This is a genomic window from Anoxybacillus sp. FSL W8-1294 (genome assembly GCF_037965005.1).
Classification (GTDB): Bacteria; Bacillota; Bacilli; order Bacillales; family Anoxybacillaceae; genus Anoxybacillus; species Anoxybacillus flavithermus_G.
In genome coordinates, this window is sequence record NZ_CP150179.1 from 2515723 (window position 1) to 2535063 (window position 19341).

The 19341-nt window shown below is 45.6% G+C and carries 23 protein-coding genes and 2 pseudogenes; all 25 read right to left on the minus strand.

Translation table 11 applies throughout. From position 1 onward, the window contains the following. Positions 1-213: 213 nt before the first annotated feature. On the minus strand, positions 214-378 hold the full coding sequence (locus NSQ23_RS13705) for a LysM domain-containing protein (protein WP_339174428.1): 165 nt from the start codon (positions 376-378) through the stop codon (positions 214-216). A 6-nt stretch (positions 379-384) separates the two neighbouring features. Then, a pseudogene (locus NSQ23_RS13710) lies at positions 385-492 on the minus strand (LysM domain-containing protein); the annotation flags it as partial. Positions 493-552: 60 nt separating this feature from the next. After that, positions 553-1008 (minus strand): annotated as a pseudogene (locus NSQ23_RS13715) (glycoside hydrolase family 73 protein); the annotation flags it as partial. A 60-nt stretch (positions 1009-1068) separates the two neighbouring features. Beyond that, the gene (locus NSQ23_RS13720) at positions 1069-1563 is read right to left on the minus strand and encodes a hypothetical protein (RefSeq protein ID WP_339171417.1); all 495 of its coding nucleotides are present in this window, start codon (positions 1561-1563) and stop codon (positions 1069-1071) included. 117 nt (positions 1564-1680) lie between these two features. Continuing rightward, positions 1681-2046, minus strand: a complete 366-nt coding sequence (locus NSQ23_RS13725; protein WP_339171420.1) for a hypothetical protein — start codon at positions 2044-2046, stop codon at positions 1681-1683. A 135-nt stretch (positions 2047-2181) separates the two neighbouring features. After that, complete coding sequence (locus NSQ23_RS13730) at positions 2182-2358, minus strand: hypothetical protein (protein WP_339171423.1); 177 nt, start codon at positions 2356-2358, stop codon at positions 2182-2184. Positions 2359-2378: 20 nt separating this feature from the next. Next, positions 2379-2648 (minus strand): hypothetical protein, encoded by a 270-nt coding sequence (locus NSQ23_RS13735; protein WP_339171426.1) that lies wholly within the window; start codon positions 2646-2648, stop codon positions 2379-2381. Between the two features lie 25 nt (positions 2649-2673). Continuing rightward, positions 2674-5583: a glycosyl hydrolase family 18 protein gene (locus NSQ23_RS13740; protein ID WP_339171428.1), complete on the minus strand. Its 2910-nt coding sequence runs from the start codon at positions 5581-5583 to the stop codon at positions 2674-2676. Beyond that, positions 5580-6377, minus strand: a complete 798-nt coding sequence (locus NSQ23_RS13745) for a hypothetical protein (RefSeq protein ID WP_339171430.1) — start codon at positions 6375-6377, stop codon at positions 5580-5582. Before NSQ23_RS13745 ends, NSQ23_RS13740 begins: the two co-directional genes overlap by 4 nt. 6 nt (positions 6378-6383) lie before the next feature. Continuing rightward, on the minus strand, positions 6384-6581 hold the full coding sequence (locus tag NSQ23_RS13750; RefSeq protein ID WP_339171433.1) for a hypothetical protein: 198 nt from the start codon (positions 6579-6581) through the stop codon (positions 6384-6386). 2 nt (positions 6582-6583) lie between these two features. After that, complete coding sequence (locus NSQ23_RS13755) at positions 6584-8068, minus strand: phage tail protein (protein WP_339171435.1); 1485 nt, start codon at positions 8066-8068, stop codon at positions 6584-6586. Positions 8069-8078: 10 nt separating this feature from the next. Then, positions 8079-9191: a hypothetical protein gene (locus tag NSQ23_RS13760; RefSeq protein WP_339171438.1), complete on the minus strand. Its 1113-nt coding sequence runs from the start codon at positions 9189-9191 to the stop codon at positions 8079-8081. Between the two features lie 12 nt (positions 9192-9203). Continuing rightward, the gene (locus tag NSQ23_RS13765) at positions 9204-9950 is read right to left on the minus strand and encodes a distal tail protein Dit (protein ID WP_121781226.1); all 747 of its coding nucleotides are present in this window, start codon (positions 9948-9950) and stop codon (positions 9204-9206) included. Beyond that, positions 9937-12027, minus strand: coding sequence for a phage tail tape measure protein (locus tag NSQ23_RS13770; protein ID WP_339171444.1), 2091 nt, complete (start codon positions 12025-12027; stop codon positions 9937-9939). Before NSQ23_RS13770 ends, NSQ23_RS13765 begins: the two co-directional genes overlap by 14 nt. A gap of 151 nt (positions 12028-12178) precedes the next feature. Continuing rightward, positions 12179-12421, minus strand: a complete 243-nt coding sequence (locus NSQ23_RS13775) for a hypothetical protein (protein ID WP_339171446.1) — start codon at positions 12419-12421, stop codon at positions 12179-12181. Positions 12422-12525: 104 nt separating this feature from the next. After that, a complete protein-coding gene (locus NSQ23_RS13780; RefSeq protein WP_339171448.1) occupies positions 12526-12891 on the minus strand; it encodes a GTA-gp10 family protein in 366 nt (121 codons plus the stop codon). 61 nt (positions 12892-12952) lie between these two features. Then, on the minus strand, positions 12953-13372 hold the full coding sequence (locus tag NSQ23_RS13785) for a phage tail tube protein (protein WP_339171451.1): 420 nt from the start codon (positions 13370-13372) through the stop codon (positions 12953-12955). Positions 13373-13376: 4 nt separating this feature from the next. Further along, entirely contained in the window at positions 13377-13799 is a 423-nt protein-coding gene (locus NSQ23_RS13790; RefSeq protein ID WP_121781229.1) for a DUF3168 domain-containing protein, read from the minus strand. Next, positions 13796-14245, minus strand: a complete 450-nt coding sequence (locus tag NSQ23_RS13795) for an HK97-gp10 family putative phage morphogenesis protein (protein ID WP_339171456.1) — start codon at positions 14243-14245, stop codon at positions 13796-13798. Before NSQ23_RS13795 ends, NSQ23_RS13790 begins: the two co-directional genes overlap by 4 nt. Next, complete coding sequence (locus tag NSQ23_RS13800; protein WP_339171459.1) at positions 14245-14559, minus strand: phage head closure protein; 315 nt, start codon at positions 14557-14559, stop codon at positions 14245-14247. Before NSQ23_RS13800 ends, NSQ23_RS13795 begins: the two co-directional genes overlap by 1 nt. Beyond that, complete coding sequence (locus tag NSQ23_RS13805) at positions 14546-14854, minus strand: head-tail connector protein (protein ID WP_339171461.1); 309 nt, start codon at positions 14852-14854, stop codon at positions 14546-14548. The genes NSQ23_RS13800 and NSQ23_RS13805 overlap by 14 nt, the downstream gene beginning before the upstream one ends. Continuing rightward, a complete protein-coding gene (locus NSQ23_RS13810; RefSeq protein WP_339171464.1) occupies positions 14781-15032 on the minus strand; it encodes a hypothetical protein in 252 nt (83 codons plus the stop codon). The genes NSQ23_RS13805 and NSQ23_RS13810 overlap by 74 nt, the downstream gene beginning before the upstream one ends. Positions 15033-15085: 53 nt before the next feature. Continuing rightward, positions 15086-16282 carry a phage major capsid protein gene (locus NSQ23_RS13815; RefSeq protein ID WP_339171466.1) on the minus strand — a complete coding sequence of 399 codons (1197 nt, stop codon included), beginning with the start codon at positions 16280-16282 and terminating at the stop codon, positions 15086-15088. A 173-nt stretch (positions 16283-16455) separates the two neighbouring features. After that, the gene (locus tag NSQ23_RS13820; RefSeq protein WP_339171468.1) at positions 16456-17145 is read right to left on the minus strand and encodes an HK97 family phage prohead protease; all 690 of its coding nucleotides are present in this window, start codon (positions 17143-17145) and stop codon (positions 16456-16458) included. Between the two features lie 68 nt (positions 17146-17213). Next, positions 17214-19331: a phage portal protein gene (locus tag NSQ23_RS13825; protein ID WP_339171470.1), complete on the minus strand. Its 2118-nt coding sequence runs from the start codon at positions 19329-19331 to the stop codon at positions 17214-17216. Positions 19332-19341 lie beyond the last annotated feature (10 nt).

Here is a 19341-nt window from a genome sequence, read left to right on the forward strand (position 1 = left end):
TATCGTCGAGGTAAATCTTGAATGCTAGCGTTGCCGCCGCTATACTCATGATTTTCTCGACGATATCGAGTATTTTCATCATCTCCCTTTGTTCACCTCCTTTCTGATTTCATTATACACTATCTATTTACAATTGTAAATAGATAAAACAAAAAAATTGCTTGTATAGGGATTTTTTAAGTATAGGTAAAATCCCCTGCCGAGTGGCAGGGGTTATTTCACACGCAACTTTTGCCCAACACGAATCAAGTCTGGATTTTTAATATTATTAAGTTTCACTAAATTTTGCACGGTTGTTCCATACTTCTTTGCAATTTTAGTTAGGGCATCACCCTTCTTCACAATGTAATACTCAACTTTTTCTGTTTTAACAGGCACTTTTAATACTTGTCCCTCCAGAATCAAATTAGGGTTCTTGATTTTGTTTATTTTAGAAAGTTCATTGACAGTTGTTCCAAACTTAGTCGCAATCCCACTCAAAGTATCCCCTTTTTCTACTGTATATACTTGATACTCTTCTTTCGCTGCAGTTTGTACAGGTCGCTTATTTCCGACTTTATCGTACCTAGTTAAGTCGTACTTTTCAATGATCTGGATCAATTTTGCCGCATAATTCGGATCGGTTGCGTAACCGCACTCTTGAACTTTTTTGCATGCAGTCACATAGTCCGTCTCGCCGATGATCGATTTATATTTATTCCGATCCCAACTGACACCATTGACGTACAAGTGTGCCAAGTCCTCTAAACTCTCTAACCAAGAAGGGTACTTCCGGAATGCAGCATCCGTTTTGTACGCTTTTCCGTCACGATACTCTGTTGTTTGCATCGTGATCGACTTTCCGTTATATGCGCCCTTTATTCCGAACAAATTCTTTCCCTTTTGAGCTAGTCCGCTTTGGCCAAAGTTGCTTTCCAAACACGCTTGCGCGATCACGAGCGACGCAAGAATATTGTATTTTTCTTGAATTTTTTGAGCGTGTGGCGCAATTTCTTGAATGAACTTCATCCAATCATCTCCTTTGACAAAAAATAAAAAAACGCATTTTAAAAATGCGTTTTAAGAAAATTATTTGTCATCGACAAAGTGCGTCGTGTTAAAATATACGTCCAGATCATGTATCGTTTGATGGATTTCCTCAAAAATCTGGTCACCTTTTTTCGCATTATTTTGAATGGCTAGATCCACTAATTTTATTGCTTTATCTAATTCAGGCTTCTTTTCCCCGTTGTCATCATATTTAATTTCGCTTAAATTCTTTTTAATTTCGTTTAAAATAGACTTATAATCCTCATCATTAAGAGACTTTCCGCCGTTGTTGACTTTGGATTTGTCTACAAAAATAGCAGAATTAAGATGAGCGAAATAAAGATTGAAATTAGACTCATATTTAGGATAAGTATTGGGATCCACGCCCCGTTGTAATACTTCTGGCTGTATAGATTCCATTTGACTTTTAGGTTCAGATTCCGTATTTTTAGCAGGAGTCTTACTAAGTACGAAAAATCCACTTCCTAAGACCACGATCAGCAATAATCCAAAAACCACAAAAAGTTTTCTCAACTGCAATCCCCTCTTTTAATATGAAATTTGTTATTTTCATACATTATAACAAATTTCATATTTTATCTCAATTGGGAATAGAAGGCGCCATTTTTGGTGCCCTCTATTTCGCAATGATTATCTTTCAACAGGAAACGAATATGTGATAACAGAGCCTGTATACTCATCGTTTTCTCTTGCTTGATAATACATGCGCACTCTGTATCTTCCTGCTTTCTTTCCACTCAAGTAAAATTTTTTTACAGGTGTTTGATGTTTGAAATACCCCGATTGTAACTCTACCGCTTTCCAAAAATCCTCCTGTTCTTGTATTTCTAATGCCATGACATAATCCCAAGTTGGCGCAACCGGATTACCGTTCGGACCGCTAATTCCACCACCATAATAACTAGCAACTACATCAATTGAAGTAGCGTTTTTTGTATAACGATTTGCGTCAGTGCATAAGCTAAAAATGGCTCCACCGTTATAATCACAAGGCATCTTCAAATCATCCTCCTATGATTTGTTTTAATTCAGTAAAATATCCATGAGCGAGTTTCGTACAACACCAAGCATGAAAATGATCGCTCATCGATTAGTTATTTTCACCAAAAGTTTGTTTTGCTCGTGAAAGAACTATGTTTTATCATGATTTTGATAGACACCGATAGCTGCCAGCAAACCAAAGACCCCAGAGACGATGATCTCCAACGCTCCTTCGATTTGCGATGGATCATCGACTTTGACGATGTTCGCAATAACGAGCGCAATAATCGGTATGAAATAACCAATGATTTTTCTCCAGTCCTTCATCTTTCTCACCTCCTTTCAGGTCATCCCTTCCAAATATTGATCACAAGCATTAAAATAGCGACAATCCAACCGCCCCATTCTCGAATGGCATCTAAAACGGTTGTCTTGCCGCTTTCTGCTGCTTTCAGCTTTTCAATTTCGCTTTCAATATTGTACAGTTCTTCTCGCAACCCGTTGTACTTCCGAATGATGTCTCTGGTTTCTTTCATTTCGGATCGCAAATGAACAATCTCCTCTCTCATCTTCATCATTTGTTCGAATAGTTCTTTGTTCGAATACCATTGTTCCACGAATACTCTTCCTTTCTGCCATCTATCATTCAGGAGTCGGCAAATATGCGAACACGCGCGGATCTTCCTGCCCGACGGTCCACATGGCTACGCCTTTGCATCCATATTCAGAGATATATCGGAGCGTCCTAATAAAGCCTTCCAGGTCGCTGTTCCATGCAATCGAGAAACCGGACGAATCGCCAATATAGAAGTTTCGTAACCATACGCCAGCGTCCACCATTCGAATCCGGATCGTTTTATTGCCGCGCCAGGACGGAACCGTAGCGATTGGAAGGTTTTCGTAGTCATTGGAGATTTTGATTCCCAGGCCTTCGTCGGGATCGAAACCAGAATACACCATGTAGCCCAATTCATCATAGGAGTATGGTCGGCTTTCTTTCAGAGCGATATGCTCCACACCATCCACGATCGCCGATACTTTCTCCATTGGTTCGTACCGATCGTTTGTAGCAATTTGGAGCCGGTAGCATTTCACGCGGCAATTGCGAGCATAAATGCCATGAGCGCCCTTCGTTAATTGACCTGGGAACGATTTGTTGCTTGGATAGTCAATCACCACCGTGTCATTTCCGATTAGGCATTTGATGTGATTTCCGACCACCCGGACTTTGAAGGTATACCGGTTCCCCAGCGTGATGTTCAACGGCGCAGACGCTAACACTTGGGAGCTTCCGCCACTTTCGTATTTCAAATAAAACTGACCGGCGCTATGATCGGCAACGAAAACATATCCTTTTCCGATTTCTCCAGGCGTATCCGCATAAAAACGAATGCCATACACCGCCGATCGATCGTTTGAATCGGCTCTTAAATCGGCTTCAATATGCGCGTTCATTTGATACTGACGGTTGAGTATTAGCTGCATGGATTGAGAGCGAGTATCCGCATACACATGCGCTTCTTCGGTTTCGGTTGCCGCGATCGGCTTCCATACCCCATTTGAATAACCTCTAGCCACCGCCGGACCAACGCAACGCTTCAAATTAGGGTCCGGATTACTACCAGGTGGAACATAATCAGGATCGACATGGAGATAATACCGAGTTTGAGCCAAATCAGTAATACCACTATTGACATGAGGACCAAACATATCCTCCCATATGATGGCCGGACGAGGTGGCCGCCGCAATAATTCGCCGGTGATGGTCATTTGATCCGGAAAATCTGCTTCTACTTTAGAAACGATTCCATCCTGGACCGTTCCCCGTTTCATTGCTGGGTGGAGATTCACCGTATATTCCACTTCACCGCCGGACATTCCATGCTCGAAATTTTGGCAGACAATAAATCCTAGAATTTGCGCGTCGTCCGAGCAAACACCCACCTCAATGGTGTTAGAAGTTCCAAACGAGAATACGCCGCAGTCATAAAAGTGTTTAGACGGATTCACATAAAACGGATACCATTCCGGCTGATTCCCGATTTCACCAATAGTGAAACTTTGGCCATTTACCAAGATCGGGATGCGCGGATTGAGGTATGGAAAATAAACCGCTGCAATTAATCGATAATTCCCGGCGCTTGGCAACGTGAATGAATAAATGAGCTTCCCATCTTGGCCGGTTTCATCTTCGGCCGGTTCGCAAGTGTTCAAGTCCTCGTTATAGTTATACACCGCCGAATGAGCCGAATAACCGATAAACGTATAGCCAGGGAGCGTATCGCTCGGTGTCCAGGTCGTCCCTTGGCGCGTATTCCCGGATCGGCTCGATACATCAGTGATGATTTTTTGAATTCCGGTAAATTCGGCCCTTTGGTGCTTGGAATAGCTAGTGATGTAATCTTGACCATTATACGTAGACCGGAAAATGACATCGGTTCCATTGAACGATTCTATTAATTTCGCGAATTGTACTGCGAACCGATCGTAGACATGAAGGAACGTTTTTTCATATCCGGATTCCTCATCATGGAAACCAACATAAGGGATGAAGGATTGATCGTACCAAACAAACTCGCCGTTTTCGTTTGTTTGGCCAGCGTTATGCCTAAATAAACCATTTTGCCACATGAGCAACTGCCAATACCGGACCGCGTTCCCGGATCGCTTCTCATTCAATGGCCAACGGCGACCATATGCCGCATTCCCGATGAACACTTTCTCCGGTGGCAAAACATTCTTCACGTGTTCCAGGACCTGAATAAGCCACCATATCGGTGTCGATGGCCCAGGAGCCGAGTTATTATGCGAGAAATCGTATGACATGATCTGAAACTCATCGATGGCTTGGTTTCCGTTTGCATCAATGCCGCTGGCAACAGTACGATAATCGGTCCATTGATACCAATGCGGCTCGAAATCGCCGGTCATCGCGTGAAGGTTAACGCGCAACTCCAGGCCGAGAGGGATACAAACTTCATTTTTTACCCGGACCAGGAGATCCCGATACTTTTCCGCTTCTTGATATGAACGGCTTCGAGATGAACTTTTTTCAAAGTCCATCTCAATCCCTTTGATGCGACCAGGGAAACGGTCCATGTATAGCTGCGCGATTTTCTTTAATTGCCGAATGAAGGTGTCCTGGCAATTATTCACGTTATCGAGCATCGGTTCTACCCGGCTTTCACCAAAACAAACCATTTGTAACGACCATTTGATATTTGGATAATGATCCACCAGGTAACGAAGGGAGTCTCTCATCCAATACCGGATAGCCGATTCATCCGATGTAAGCACCGGATATGACTCTCCGGCCTTGTAATGATAAATGGAGCCATCGGCCAACACGCCGAAATCATGTAGACCGAACGCGTAAAACTTTTGGTGATGCGCCAGGAACGCATACCAAAAATTTCGCTGATCGCCGCCCCAATTTTTCCAAGCGTCCGGGTCGATGATTTGCCATTGTCCTAGCGCGATTTCTCTCGCGTATTGTTCAAATTGAACGTTCGATGGTTCATTTAAAGACCAGGATAAGAATTTAATACTCATAGTTTCGACTTCCCTTCTTGCCATTGGATCAATTCGACGATTCCCCAATAACCGATGCCGGTGTCTTGCATTTTCCCATTCACCAGCTTATAAAATTCAATCCGTATTCGATTGGAACCATAAGGCAATCCCATGAACAATTGACGTTTAATTTTTAACGTTCCGTTCCCGACATTCAGTAACCGGCTGGCTCGGTTTGCCGGCTGCCCATTGATAGTGGCGATGTTTTGAGAAGCCCATAGTTTGATTTCACTACCAGCCGGGCCGCCTTCAAAAAAGAACTCGCGGCTATACCGTTTATTTAATGGGTGGTCCGGTTCATCTTCATACGTCAATTCCTCGCCGGAAACGAAATCGCCATAGTTCGTTGAGATTCGTAAAAGGTCGAAATCATTCTTCGCATACAAGGTGATATCCACCGCAGTCGTAACTAATTTTTGCGAGAAATCATCTTCGTAGATATTCGGAGCCACAATTGCTTCATGCCCTCGGCCGACGATGTTATAAAAGCGATTTTTCACACCAGAGAACACCCTCGGTTGATCGCCCAGGTACAAATCGCCGCCGACGGCTGTCTTGGTTTCGTCCAGCGTTCCATACTTTGGTGTAAAAAATTCGGCCGTATTTGGAATGGTGGCCGTCACTTGCTGCCCTTCTTGCAATTGTAGATCCGTTATACGAACCGTTCCTGCTTCGACGTTTTCCATGACGAATTCTATTTCGATGCTGGATACCTTTTTTCTTTGGAATTTCGATAACGTCGCTAAATAGCGCGTCCAGGATTCCTTGTTCATGTCTCATCACCCATCCAAGGACCAACGAGTCTCCGAAGGATGGCCAGCCCACATGGTCGCGATCGTTCCCCCTTGCAACATGATATCCGTAACATTGATTTGTCCGGATTGACAGTTTTCCATGACAAATTCAACTTCGATCGCCGCAACACCACGATCGGGATTTTTCACCTCGATCGCTTGATTTATGAGATTAAAATACATGATTACACCTCCTCGGCTAGTGAAATCCAAATCGGTTCATCTTCTGTTCCATCCGTATATTTGATGCGGATATACACCCCGACTTTTCCGGTTCCGACTTGCAAGTTTTCGGTGGCCACACGCATGCTGATGGAATAAGAATCACGATGAGAAGGATAGACCGTTTGTTTCAATGATTTTTTTACTCCAGGCTGGGCCGTAGCCTTAAATGAAGCATTCCCACTATAACCATTCACCGGATCGATTTCCCATCCATCGTTTGTCCAATAATTAAACCCATCATCAGCCCTTGAGTTCATCAAATAGTTAAAAACGTGAAGGTTGAGCATTTCGCTCCGATCGACGGTATCCTCGGATTGCAAGAATGACGCGCTATCTTGGATACCGGTCAAGAGTTCGGTCAAACTTGGTTGTTTAGTTTCGAGCTGCAGTTCTGTATTCCAAGGCTCCTTCACATTATACTTCCAGGACATGATACGCGTAGTTACATTGATTCCTAGCTCTTCATCAAAGACCAATACCTCGTCGCCCAGGAAAAATTCTTCGTGCGATAGCCCCGAAAGCGACGATAGATCGGATGCTTTCATAATGTACGAAGCGCGAGGACGCGCCAGGACTTTTAATGCGTCCTGTCCCTTTTCTTTGAGATAGTACGGATTCGTGAACCGTTCGTCTTTGATTACGCGAACCCGGACCTTGTTCGTATAGCTGAAATCTTCCAGGTACGGAACGCCATCATTTGCATCGGCGATGGACATGTTGTCTTTTCCGTACAGATAGATCCGCGTGACCAATTCCTCGGTGTCATAGATTGCTTCGATTTCTTCTAGGTTTTTCGAGTACACGATCGCCGCCCCGGATTTTCTTCCGACCGGTTCCGTAAAATCGACGGTCATGTTCGACGAGTTAAATTTCAATTCACCGCTGAATAAGCTAGGTAGTTCAGCGAGAGCTTCTAGCCGGTTGGTGATCCCTTCTTCCACTTCCAAGGTACGACGACGAGTGATGGTCACATTTCCGACGAACCATCCGGTGCCAGCAAGTAAATCTGCCATAATTTCCGCCGGTGTCGCTTCTTCCCACCGCGACTTTGTCACCGGCTCGGCGAATTGCAAATCATACCACAATGCCTCCGCGTATACTTCGATTTCCGCAGGGGATAGCCCGGACCGTTTGATAGAAACACGACGGATGATATACAGCCGATCCACCAATTGCACTAGATTTTCATTTTGGATATATTTCCGCTTTTTATCCTTCCAAGGCAATGTAAACGTGAGTTGGTCAATGCCGTTGACTTCTTGTTCCAAGATGATGTCATCCGCGTTTTCTAACACCGCGAGCCGCCGCCGGTTTTGGTCCAGGATAACCGGACGGGATAACGCCAGGCGATTATATAATGGCTTATATTCCGTCTCCTGGCTGTTATATTTCATTCGACCAAGCTGATTATAACGAACGCGCCCAAGCTGGTTATACTTGTTCATTCCACATCACCTACGGCTTTCTCCGGATCCAAGGAGAGCAGTAAAAATTCCGTTTCAGCAATTGAACGGTAACGCTTGATGCATCCGCCGGCAAATTCGACCGATAAGTATAACCGGTTGAACGCAACGCGCATGCTGGATAATTTCCGGAGCCGTTATAAGTAGGAGTTCCAAAATCACCAAGAGGGATCGCTTGATGCGCATATAAACAGCGACCAAAATACACTCCGTTTTGATTGGAGCGAGCAAGCCAATACAAACCTGGTTCTAATTGAAGATCGCCGCTTTGAAACGGCAACTCAATCCACCCGGTCGCTGAAAGAGTGGTCGCTACGGTTTGCGCGATTAATGCCCCTGGTTTGCCTCCTTCGTTCACATAAACACCCATCACCAGGCCACCGGTAGGATTGCTGTCTACTTGAACGGCCATTTGATCGTAAATCGTTGTTTCTGACACCGGGAAAGGGAAAAATTCGACGGTGTTTGTTGCGGCCACTACATTTGTAGCATAAGACGGATTGACAACCGAGTAGGCCTTTGAGGTTTTCTGACCTGTAAAATCTACGTCTGTTACAAATTGGATTTTTGTTGCGCCCGATTGGTCCCTGACTTCTATTAAATCGCCTACGCCAGCGACCGAATGCGACCGGTATGTTCCAGGATAATGGAACATTGCGCTACCTCCGCCGGTTGGCCGATTTTGAAGATCGGTGATTTGTTGTTGCATTTGAGCCATATCCGCGAGAATTTGGTCCAACACCGAGGATCCAGCGATTACATAGGTGAAATCGGCCGTAATCACATCGGTAGACAATTGCTGCTGATGGAACACCACCACTCCATGTCCAGGAGAAATTGTGTATTCAGACAGGTCTACCGGCGCTCCATTTCGATAGATAACCGGCGAAGGATTATCAAGCCATCCCCGGATTGTTCCTTCATAAATGCGATAGCGCAATGACGGATCGTCCTGGTCGGTAACCGGAACCAATGTATGGCCGGTCACGTTTTGGATTTTCATGTTTAGGACTTCTTCGATTTTATTGACGGAATGCTGCAAACCGCTAATATGAGCCGATAAAATGTCTTCGCTTTTCAAATCGCTATATGGTGTTTTGGCCATACTTTCACCCCTTTATTTCCAACGGCTTCGCGCCGTTACTTTGAATTGAGTAACAGATGCACCGCCGCTGACGGAAATCGTTAATTGATTCGCACCAGGAACCAGGATCGGCATAATGATGGTATCAATATCGTGAATCGCCGATACTTGAGAGCCGTCGTTTTTGATGATGTACGCCGTAATCAACGCCGAATCCAATACAAGCGTTTCACCGGCCGATAGAATTCCGGTGAAATTGATGGTGGTATTGTCCGTTTGTAACGTAATTTTTCCGCCATTGTTGGTCCCTTTAATTTCAATCAATGGCTCGGAATTAGCCGTTCCTTTCCGATCCAGCACATAGGTTCCTGGACCCTTCCAGGACATCACATCATCTTCAAGCGCATACCAAAATGGATCCGGACAATAAAACTGCAGTTCGCCCTGGCCAGTTGTTGCGATTTCTTCTAAAGTCGATTCATCCTGCAAGATTCCGTTAATGAATTTGTCCGGTTCATCGGAGAAAATCATCGGCTTTGGTTCTTCAACATCTAAATAAACCGCCAACTGCCGGACCAACGCGCGATATTGAGTGTGGCCTTTTGCGTTGAGTGTCACACCCACCGGTATCACGACCGGACCGTGTCTTTTTTCAAAAAAGAAAGCACCAGGACGACCATAGATCTCCTTGGTGCTTAAGATTTGAGGTGGCAGGATTGGCCTGCCAATGCTGTTCACGATTAATAGATTGCTTAAATCATGACCGTTATAGTTTAGCATTTAGCCGCCCTCCTTTGGCGCGACTTAACGAGTTCCGTCTACGCCCCAATTCCGTATCCATATATGGAGCCGTTACACGCGCGATTTCTCGGCCATCCAGGACGACCGGAACGATAATCTCCAATGGTTGCATGCTTCCTTGGCCGCTGATCGCGTTGAGTTTTTCCGCGATCGCCTCTGCGAATGGTTGCATTGCTTGACCACGTAAAGGAATGATCGCCTCCGGTCCGGCTTCCCCAGCGCCGATTAATTTTGCTCCATCGATGATACCACCGGATGCGTACCAATCGACCGAAATCTTCGGAATCGATGGTGGATTCAATGAGAATTTACCGGTGATTTTAAAATGCGGTAACGGTGGGAGCGATGGCTTCGGAATTTTTAATTTCAGACCGCTGAAAAAGCCCTCGATTTTTTCTACGATGCCGCGAATCTTCTCTTTCGCCGTTTCGATCGGATTTATAATCGCGTTCTTTGCCGATTCAAAATTGCTCTTCGCAGAGGAAACAAGAGATTGGAATCTTGAAACCGCGCCATCTTTCAAACTTTGAATCTTATTAACCACCGACGATCTGATATTTTCCCAGGTGGAAGTGATACTACTCCATAGGCTTTGTACTTTAGAAACCACCGAGGATTTCAATGATTCCCACATTGAGGTCACACTGCTCCACAGGCTCTGAACCTTTGAAACGACCGACGATCTAATAGATTCCCACTTGGCGATCAAATTGCTGGCCAACTCCGCCGCTTTCGCCTTGACCGCATCCCAGGCTTGGGCAATATTATCTTTGACCGTATTCCAAATGGCTACCAGCTTCGGCTTGATGGTATCCCAGTTTTTCCATAGGTAGATACCAATGGCTACTGCCGCCGCAATCGCGGTGATTATCAGGCCTATTGGATTTGTTGCTAAAAACGTAAATGCCGTTCCGAGCGCACGAACGACAGTGATAACCCCTTTAAATACGCTCGTTAGCTTTAAGATTACCGGCAATGCCTGTCCAATGGCCCCGGCCATTATTCCGAAAATTACTAATAATGGACCGATGGCTGCCACCAATACACCGATGATCGCGATCACTTTCTGAACAGTCGGGCTTAAATTTTGGAACCAGGTCGAAACTTTTTGTATGGCCGCCGCAAGAATCGGTAATACCGCATTCGCCAAATCAATAAGCACCAGGCCTAATGGTTCCAAAGCCACTAACGTCTGCCGCCACAATTCTTGTAATTGTGTTCCGAAATTGTTCCGCATGGCTTCGCCGGCACGTTGAGTCGCCCCTTCGACTTGCCCTAATTGGTCCTTTGTGGTGGTCATTGATGTAATTACTTTTGCTTCGAGGTCTTCCCACTGTGTACCGAATAGAGCAACACCGATTTGATTCCGTTTGACCGGGTCTTCCATGGCTGCCAACGCCGCGATGGTAGCATTAAAGGCCGCTTTTCCTCTTTCACCACCGGCCGCTATGTCATTGGCCATTTTTGTAGCATCCAAACCGAGCGCGCGAAACGCCTCTGCGGTCGTTTTACTTCCATCTTTCGCGCGAATATTAAACTCTTTTACCGCATCCCCGACTTTGTCGAGGTTGAAAGCCCCGGCTTGCGCGCCGGAAATAAGGATATTCATCATATCCCTAGCGCTATGACCCATCGTCGCGAATTGTGGCGCGTATTCCCACATGGTATCGAGCAAGTCACCAGCGTAATCGCCGCCTTTTTGGAATCCGACCGTTAAGAGATCGAGTGCTTCTTGAACCGAAATGCCAAAGTTTTTCATTAAGACGTTTGCCATTTTGGTGGATTCGTTAATGTCAACACCAAAGGCATCACGAATAATAAATGCTTGTTCCGATACTGCTTGTAGTTGATCTGTAGGCAGGTTTTGAAGGTTACGAGCCACCTTCGCAACGCCCTCGGCTGCGTCGGCGCTACTTTCCCCGAACGCTTTTAAATATAATTCCTTGGCGATCGAGGTTAATTGTTTTGCTCTTTCGCCGGTAGCACCAAGTGACGCTTGAATTCTCCCTTGCGCCGCTTGCCAATCGGCCGCTGACTTGATAGCAATTCCACCCATAACGGCCATTGGAACGGATAAACTCTGTGTCAATTGCTCCCCGGATGCTCGCATCCGTTCATTCAAGCTAGCCAGGGAGTTTTGAACGTCTTTAATTCCTTTTTCAAAGTTTGATATTTTCGCGCCGATTTCAACAAAAAACTCGGATACTTTAGGTATGCTTTCTCACCTGCCTTGTAACAGGAATGGCATCCGGCCCCATCAAACGAACAGCGCGCTCGAATCGTCTGCGCCGTTCTTCAAGTGAAACATTGTCTTTTTCCCGATCGCGACGACGATACAGATCGGAACTCTTAAGATTCCGCTTTTTGTAATGCGGTTTTGCGAGAATCGCTGTGAAATGCGCCAACAATTCGCCGAGTTCATCTTTGCGCCACCAATATCCATCAACCATCCACTTAATCTCTTTTAGTGTGCTGTTCCAAAATTCATCGGGCTTGATTCCAACTTTAAGAGCGCTCGCATAGAGATCTTCCCAATCGATACGAGCGCTCTTATTTAGTTTTTTTCGATCCCTTGCCGACGCGTTTCCCGGTTTGGTTTGTTTTCCGATTGAGGGAACGCCGATTCTAATGCCGTTGCTGCCTTTTCGATTACCGCTTCAAAGCCAAGTTCATCGATGAGATCGCCTACTTCTTTTTGAGTGATGTCGTATGTTCCATCGCCGTTATCGAATTGATGGAGCAATCCAGCCCACACAACGGTACGAATCGCTTTAAAACCAAGTCCGCCGCGTTCAAAACGAACAAGAATCTCCGGTAACGTTAGACCGAGAGCATCTTCAAGTTCCACCAACGCGTTTGTTGTATAACGCAATGAATAATCACCGTTTAATTTGACAATGCCTTTTGCTTTATTTGCCATTTCATATCCCCCTTTAGTGTTTGGAAATAAAAAAGGTACCCATCAATGGGTACCTATCGCATTAAGGAGTTATAGGAGTCCAAGGTTCATCTAATTGAAATTCGACCGAAACCGTCGATGCATCATTATCCGGCCATTCTTTTGAGATTGTCGAAACGAGCGCTGTCGCTTCTTCGATATCGGTTCCATTTTCTGTCCGACGTAAAACGACAGACTCTTTATTTTTCATCGCATCTTCAAGCGCTTTAAATGCCGCATCGTTTGGAACATAAAGCGCTTCGAGGGAAACCGTATCATCTTGTTTCCCATAAATCCATTTTGTGTGGTCCGAATCTTTGGAGCTTGCTTCGATCAAGTTCCGCGTTGATTCAGTCGAAAGGTTGGTTTGTTCCGCAACCGGTGTCCAGTTTGGAGTGACATCATCGCCAAGGTTCACCAACACCAACACCGCCGCACCATCGATACCTTTAGAACGAGCCATCATTCTACACCTCCATTATTCTGAAACGGAATCGAGTGATTCCTTGTCTTGCTCTTCCATCGGGAGATTCAATGGTTTCCTCTATTTCGAGCCTTGCTAGCATTACCGCGAAGTTCTCCCCAACATCGATCGGTTCCCGGCTGATCGCGTCAAAAATCAACGGGTGGATTTTCAACAGAATTTCTTCATCGCCGGGATAATCCGACCAGGTGTGAATGGTGATTGTCACTTCTTGACCGGCCGAGGTTTTGGAATCCCAGGGAAAGCCGGTCATTTCCCCCAGGACGATATAGGGAAAACGCGCGTGTTTATCCACATAGTCATACACACCACTAACAACGGATTGAATCGCTGGATCTTCGCTTAAACGTTTATACACCGCCGATTTGACAAGGCCTAGCGTTGAAACGAGCTTTTTATTCATCATAGCGTTTTATACAACTCCTCAATTCTTTTGAGGAAATCTTCTCTTTCCGCTTCGAATGCAGGGAAAAGGAATGGCTGTGGTTTGGCCCCTCGGAAATTGATCCACCATTCGCCGGTTTTCGGATGCTTAAAGGACCAAGGTGTCTTTCTACCAGGAATGTCCGGATGTTGCGCGTAAATACCCGTTCCCCATTCTTGATAGGCCGCATAAGGCAATCGCGAACCGACACGCGCCGCCATTCCATTCTGAAACTTTTCGATAACAATCGAAGCACGAAGCGCCCCATCATCCACCGGAGCGCGTTTTTTTGCGCCGCGTTGAATGTCGATCGCTTTCTGATTCACAAGCTCTGCGGTTTCTTTTTTCTTCTTTTTGGCCAGGATTTCAAAACGCTCGATGGTTTTATCCAGGTCCTTCATTTGTACGTTAAGTCTAGGCTTGGCCATCACACCACCTCCGAGCATTCGATAGTCAACATCGTTTTTATTTCATCCGGGTACACATTCACGATTTCAAAAATGCGCCCATCGTAAACAATCCGGTGGTGGACCGTAATACCAGGACGATAGCGCATTTCAATCTCATGGGTGATGCCTCCTTTCACCTTCATGGCTTCGTATCGTCTTTCCCCTTTTATTGGCTTTACGTTCGCCCAGGTAGAAAAAAGATCGCTCCATTCCTCCCGGCCGCCACCCATCGAATCATTCACCCTAGTGGATTCCTGGACCGTTACACGATGCCGCAGTTTACCAATCTTCATCAGTGCATTCCTCCGGTTGGCCAAAATCGCCATCAAACGGATAATCACGCAGATGTTGAATCATCGAAAAATCCGGTGGTGGAACTTGGCCGCGATTTTCGTATAATTGGGCCATTCGGTTAAGCACCCACTGCTTCACTTCATCCGGCGCTTCATTTTCGATGACATTTCCCGTTTCATCAGTGGTAGAAAAATCGGTATTTAGAAAACGCTCCGCTTCATTACTCGCCGTCTTCTTCAGATTTTGAATCAGAGCGTCTTCCAGATCGTTTTCCACCCGAAGAAACAGTTTCATCTCCTCCAGCGTCATCGTTATTTTTAGACTCATTCTCGTCCACCTCTTCCACCAGGCCGGATTCAATCCATGATTTCACATATTTATCCGCGACTTTTAATTCTTTGGAATCGTATTCTTGCCCAGGAGTTAGAACTTCGCTGCCAATAATCAATGCCGATTTCGCTTTGAATTTCAACGTTAATCACCTCCCAAAAAGAAAAGGAAACGGAAAAATCCGTCCCCATTTCATTATGCTGATGGAACTTTCAAGATGACCAAAGCATCTGGACGGATGACACCGCCACCGACGCGACGTTTGTAACGGAAGCCGACCAAACCTTGCTCGATGAATTTCTCCTCAAGACGTTTGATTGATCCGCCGTTCCGGTTAAGGATACGATAACCTTGATAGAAATCACCGAATACAGCTACTTTGGCCTCCGTTCCAGTCGCCCGGAGTGTTGGGATATCATCCTGCGTATAAATTGGATAACCGTTAAATGTTGCCGGCTTACCAGCAATGAGCGATGGCTGCCATAAATATTGTTGATTTCCGTCTTTTAGCAAGCGAAGCGCCAATTCAGTCTGCGAGTTAACGACATATGCCCCATTTCGGCGATATTGCGCTTTGACTTGGTATGGCAACTTAATGAAATCATCAGCATTAACAGCGCCAACTTGTCCAGCATTGAATGTTGGAACCGCAGAGTTGAGAATTCCCTCCGGTTGGCCGTTTGCATGACCGGTACCAACAAACATCGCCGTATCCTCTGCTTCCGCAAATGCGCGAGCATACGAATCAGAGAGATATGCTTCTAGGTTTTGATCCGAATCTTCGAGTTCGTCTTCACCGATCGTAGTCCAGCCGAATACATCTTCTACGTAGATGTATTCCTCATCCGGAACAAGATCGGATTCGCCCTCCGCCCATTGAGCGCCGATACCAGTCTCTAATTTACCCCACACAACCTTAACTTCGTTCAACGAACGGCGACGTTGACGGTTGGATGTTGTAGTGCGCACTTGGGCTAATTGACGAGCGATCGTAATTTTTGGCAATTCACGAACGATCTCGTTATCGAGCGCTTCCGGTACCAAGATTTCGCCAGCCGAATCTTGAACAAGCGCCTTTCTTTCTTCCGGAGTCATTCCGGATTTGCCTTCACGAATGAATTTAAAGAAGGCGGCCTTTTGCTCCGGTGTCATTTGGTTTTGTTTGCTTTTGCCATTTTCGCCGCCAGGCATAAACGGACGATTCGCTTTTGTTTCAAGTTCGTCGATACGAGATTTCAACTCGTCCATTCTTTCGTTAAGTTTAGTAACCAAGTTCTTTGTTTCTTGTGTTGCATCCCCAAGCTTTTCTTTTTCTTCATGGAACGCATCACGCGCTTTTTTGAATTCTTCAAAGACATTGCCTAATTGCTCTTGTAATTGTTTTAAATCCATAGTGATCCCCTTTCTGTTTTTTGGTTTTGATATCATGCGGCTTTTCTTCCCCAGGAGTGGTCCAATAAACCGGCTCCGTTTAGGACAGAAAAGTGCAAGAAAAAAACGCCCTTATAGGCGTTGAAAACTCAATTTATTTGGTTAGTTTTTGATGTGGCACCAATCCATTTTTACTAAAATTTAATTTGTTGAATATCTTGAATCATTTTCAAGACTTCCTGCGCGTGTTTTTCTTCTTCGGCTCCTTGACCTTGTTTTTGGTTATTTTCGCTTTCATCCGCCGCATCCAGGAGCGCCTGCAAAGCCTGAATCGCTTGTTCCACCAACGCGCGGTTTTTCCCGCTTAATACTTTCCCAGCTTTAAGTTCTTGATTGAAACGATAGAGCATCGACATCAACCGGCTGTCGTTTTTGGCCGCTGTGATAACAGCTTGGTCATTGGCGGCGAATGTCACCGGCGAAAATTCATAGAGCTTTACCTCTTTAATGTGACGGATGCCTTTCTCGTTGTCCCATTCGTCTTTTACGGTAGAGAAACCGATGGACAATACATCAATCACGCCATCTTTGATAAGCGTCATGGCGCGTTTTCCTTCTTCGGTTTGCGATATTTTCGCTTTTACAAACAGACCATGATTGTCTTCTTCGAGATGAATCGCTTTCCCGATCGGCGTCCAAGGATCGTGTTGCCATAAAACCTTCACCTTATGGCCGCGTTCCTGGATTGTTTTCTTGAAGGCCCCTTTTTCCACGACATCACCGTAGGAGTCCACGTTTCCGAATACCGATGCATAGCCCTCAAATGTATTGTCGTCTGTTGATTTCACTTCGAAGCTAAACGACTTGACTTCTAGTTCGTTCATCCGGATCACCTCCCGTTTGCAACGCGATTTTTAAAACTACATATCGATAATTCCATGTTTTCATCCCCTTATACGGTATGGTAAACCTCGGTGCATCGGCATTGGATGACTTCTTCAGCCGGACCGCTTGGATCGCCAGGATACATCAATTTGTGGCCGCCGACTTCGTATGGTTCATCGATTCCCCGGCGCTGGCCATCGGCTTTTTTATGCGATTTTCGCGTTCGCTTGTCCGCCGTAGCCACCCATTCCTTCTCCAATTGAAGCCCGGTCTGTTTTGCTGCATACCGGCTTCCGGCGTTCGATGCGCTGATGACCTCGGTGCGAGCAATGACCATCGATCGGTTCGGAATGATTTGTTCAAGATAGAGCGCTTCAATTTGATCGCGAATTTCCGGAACCGTTAACTGTTCCTCAAACCCTTTGCTAATAATTTCTTTAACCATATTTTTAGTGTTATCGTTAATATTAACAATTTTGTTAGCAACGGTAGACGAAATGAATTCTTGGACCGCCTTATCAAAGACATCAAATTCATCCTCTACATCGTCTTTTTTCTCCATTCCTTGGGATGATTTCACCCCTTTGAGGTAGCTATAAACTTCCTTACCGAAAGCATCCATCACCGCGATATATGTCGCCGTTAGCGCTTTTCCCAATTCTCCAGCGTTCTCGTCGAGGTATCTTTCTACCTCATGCACGCCGCCTTCATCGAATGCTTTTAAAACGCCGTTTTTTTCCCTTTCAAATTGTTTTTTGAATTGTCGAGCGACCGAGTTATAAAAGCCGATTCGCTTCCGGTCGAACGACCGCCAATATTGCTTTTTTTGTATAGGAGTTTGCAAATTCAGCCCTGATTTTAGCTCCAGGTTTTTCGCTTCGCCCTCATCTTCCGCTTCATCCGGTGGCTCTTCGTCGTTATTTTGGCCATTCGACGGCTGATCGGGAGCGAGCAACGAAGCATAATCCGGCGCATCCGGGCCTTCAAGTAAGACATTCATCGGTACATAACGGACATCGCCGCCTTCGATGTTTTCAAAACCGAGTTCATAACGGCCCTCGTTGATAGAGAGCAATCCCTTATCGACCGCGTTTAATACGCGATCCCACATTTCAGCCCGATCCTCTTGAAGCGCATCAATAGCATCCAGGTTCACATCCAGGACGAGATTATCACCGAATTTCTTCACCAGCGTACTGTTCAAGCGATCGCGGATTTTATACAAGATCGGAATAACGGTGTCTTGATAGAACGCTTTCCGAGCTTCCTGGTAGTTTGAATACGTCGCATGCTCCATGTCGCCGACGATTTCCGGTGGAACACCGAATGCTGCGCAGATTTCCAAACGGCTCATCTTTTTCAATTCGATAAAATCCATGTCTTTAGGAGATAAACTCATTTCCTTCCAATCCAGGCCGCCTTCCAGGAGCATCGGTTTCCCGGCATTTTTAGGACTCATGTAATGCTCGCGAATTTGTTGTTTTAAACGCTTGTATTGTTCATCGCCGAGCGTCGAATCCGTTACCAATGCACCCGATGGCCGCGCACCATTTTGTAATAACGATGCGTTCCAGTTATTCGCAAAGTTATCGCTGTCAATTCTACGAGCCGCCACTTGGATAGGCGATAAACCGTAGAAATCATCGAGCGCAGAAAAAAACTTAAAGTGCGTGATTTGATCCGCCGGAAATTGCTGTTTTAAGGAATCGTCGATCCTGTATTCATAACCACCAATGAGATCGACAGGATGAGGGATAATTCTCACCCGATCGGGCCGCAGTGCCCATAATTCCTTCGGTGGCCCGGCTTTTGGACCGGCATGCTGCAAATATGCATTGCCAGACAATAACTGAAAGGCAATGAGATGCTCTATCAAATCCTGCCTGGACATAAACGGATTCGGATTATTTAAAAGATCGATCAAGGCATGTTGTGTGATTTCCTTCCGGTCACCGTTCCGCCGCGTTTGAAACAAGAGCCAAGGAACACTCGCGCCGGCATGCGCAATGGCCATAATACATCGATACACCCATATGTTTTTTTCAAATCCCTCTTTTGCTAAATTCTCGTAGTTAACCGGCGTCCAAATTGGTTCACCAAGAAACCAGGCCGCTATTAAACGGTTTACCTCTGATGCTTTTCTTTGAAAGAAACGAGGGATAAAACTACGCCAGTGAATCCCCATTTTCTCACCA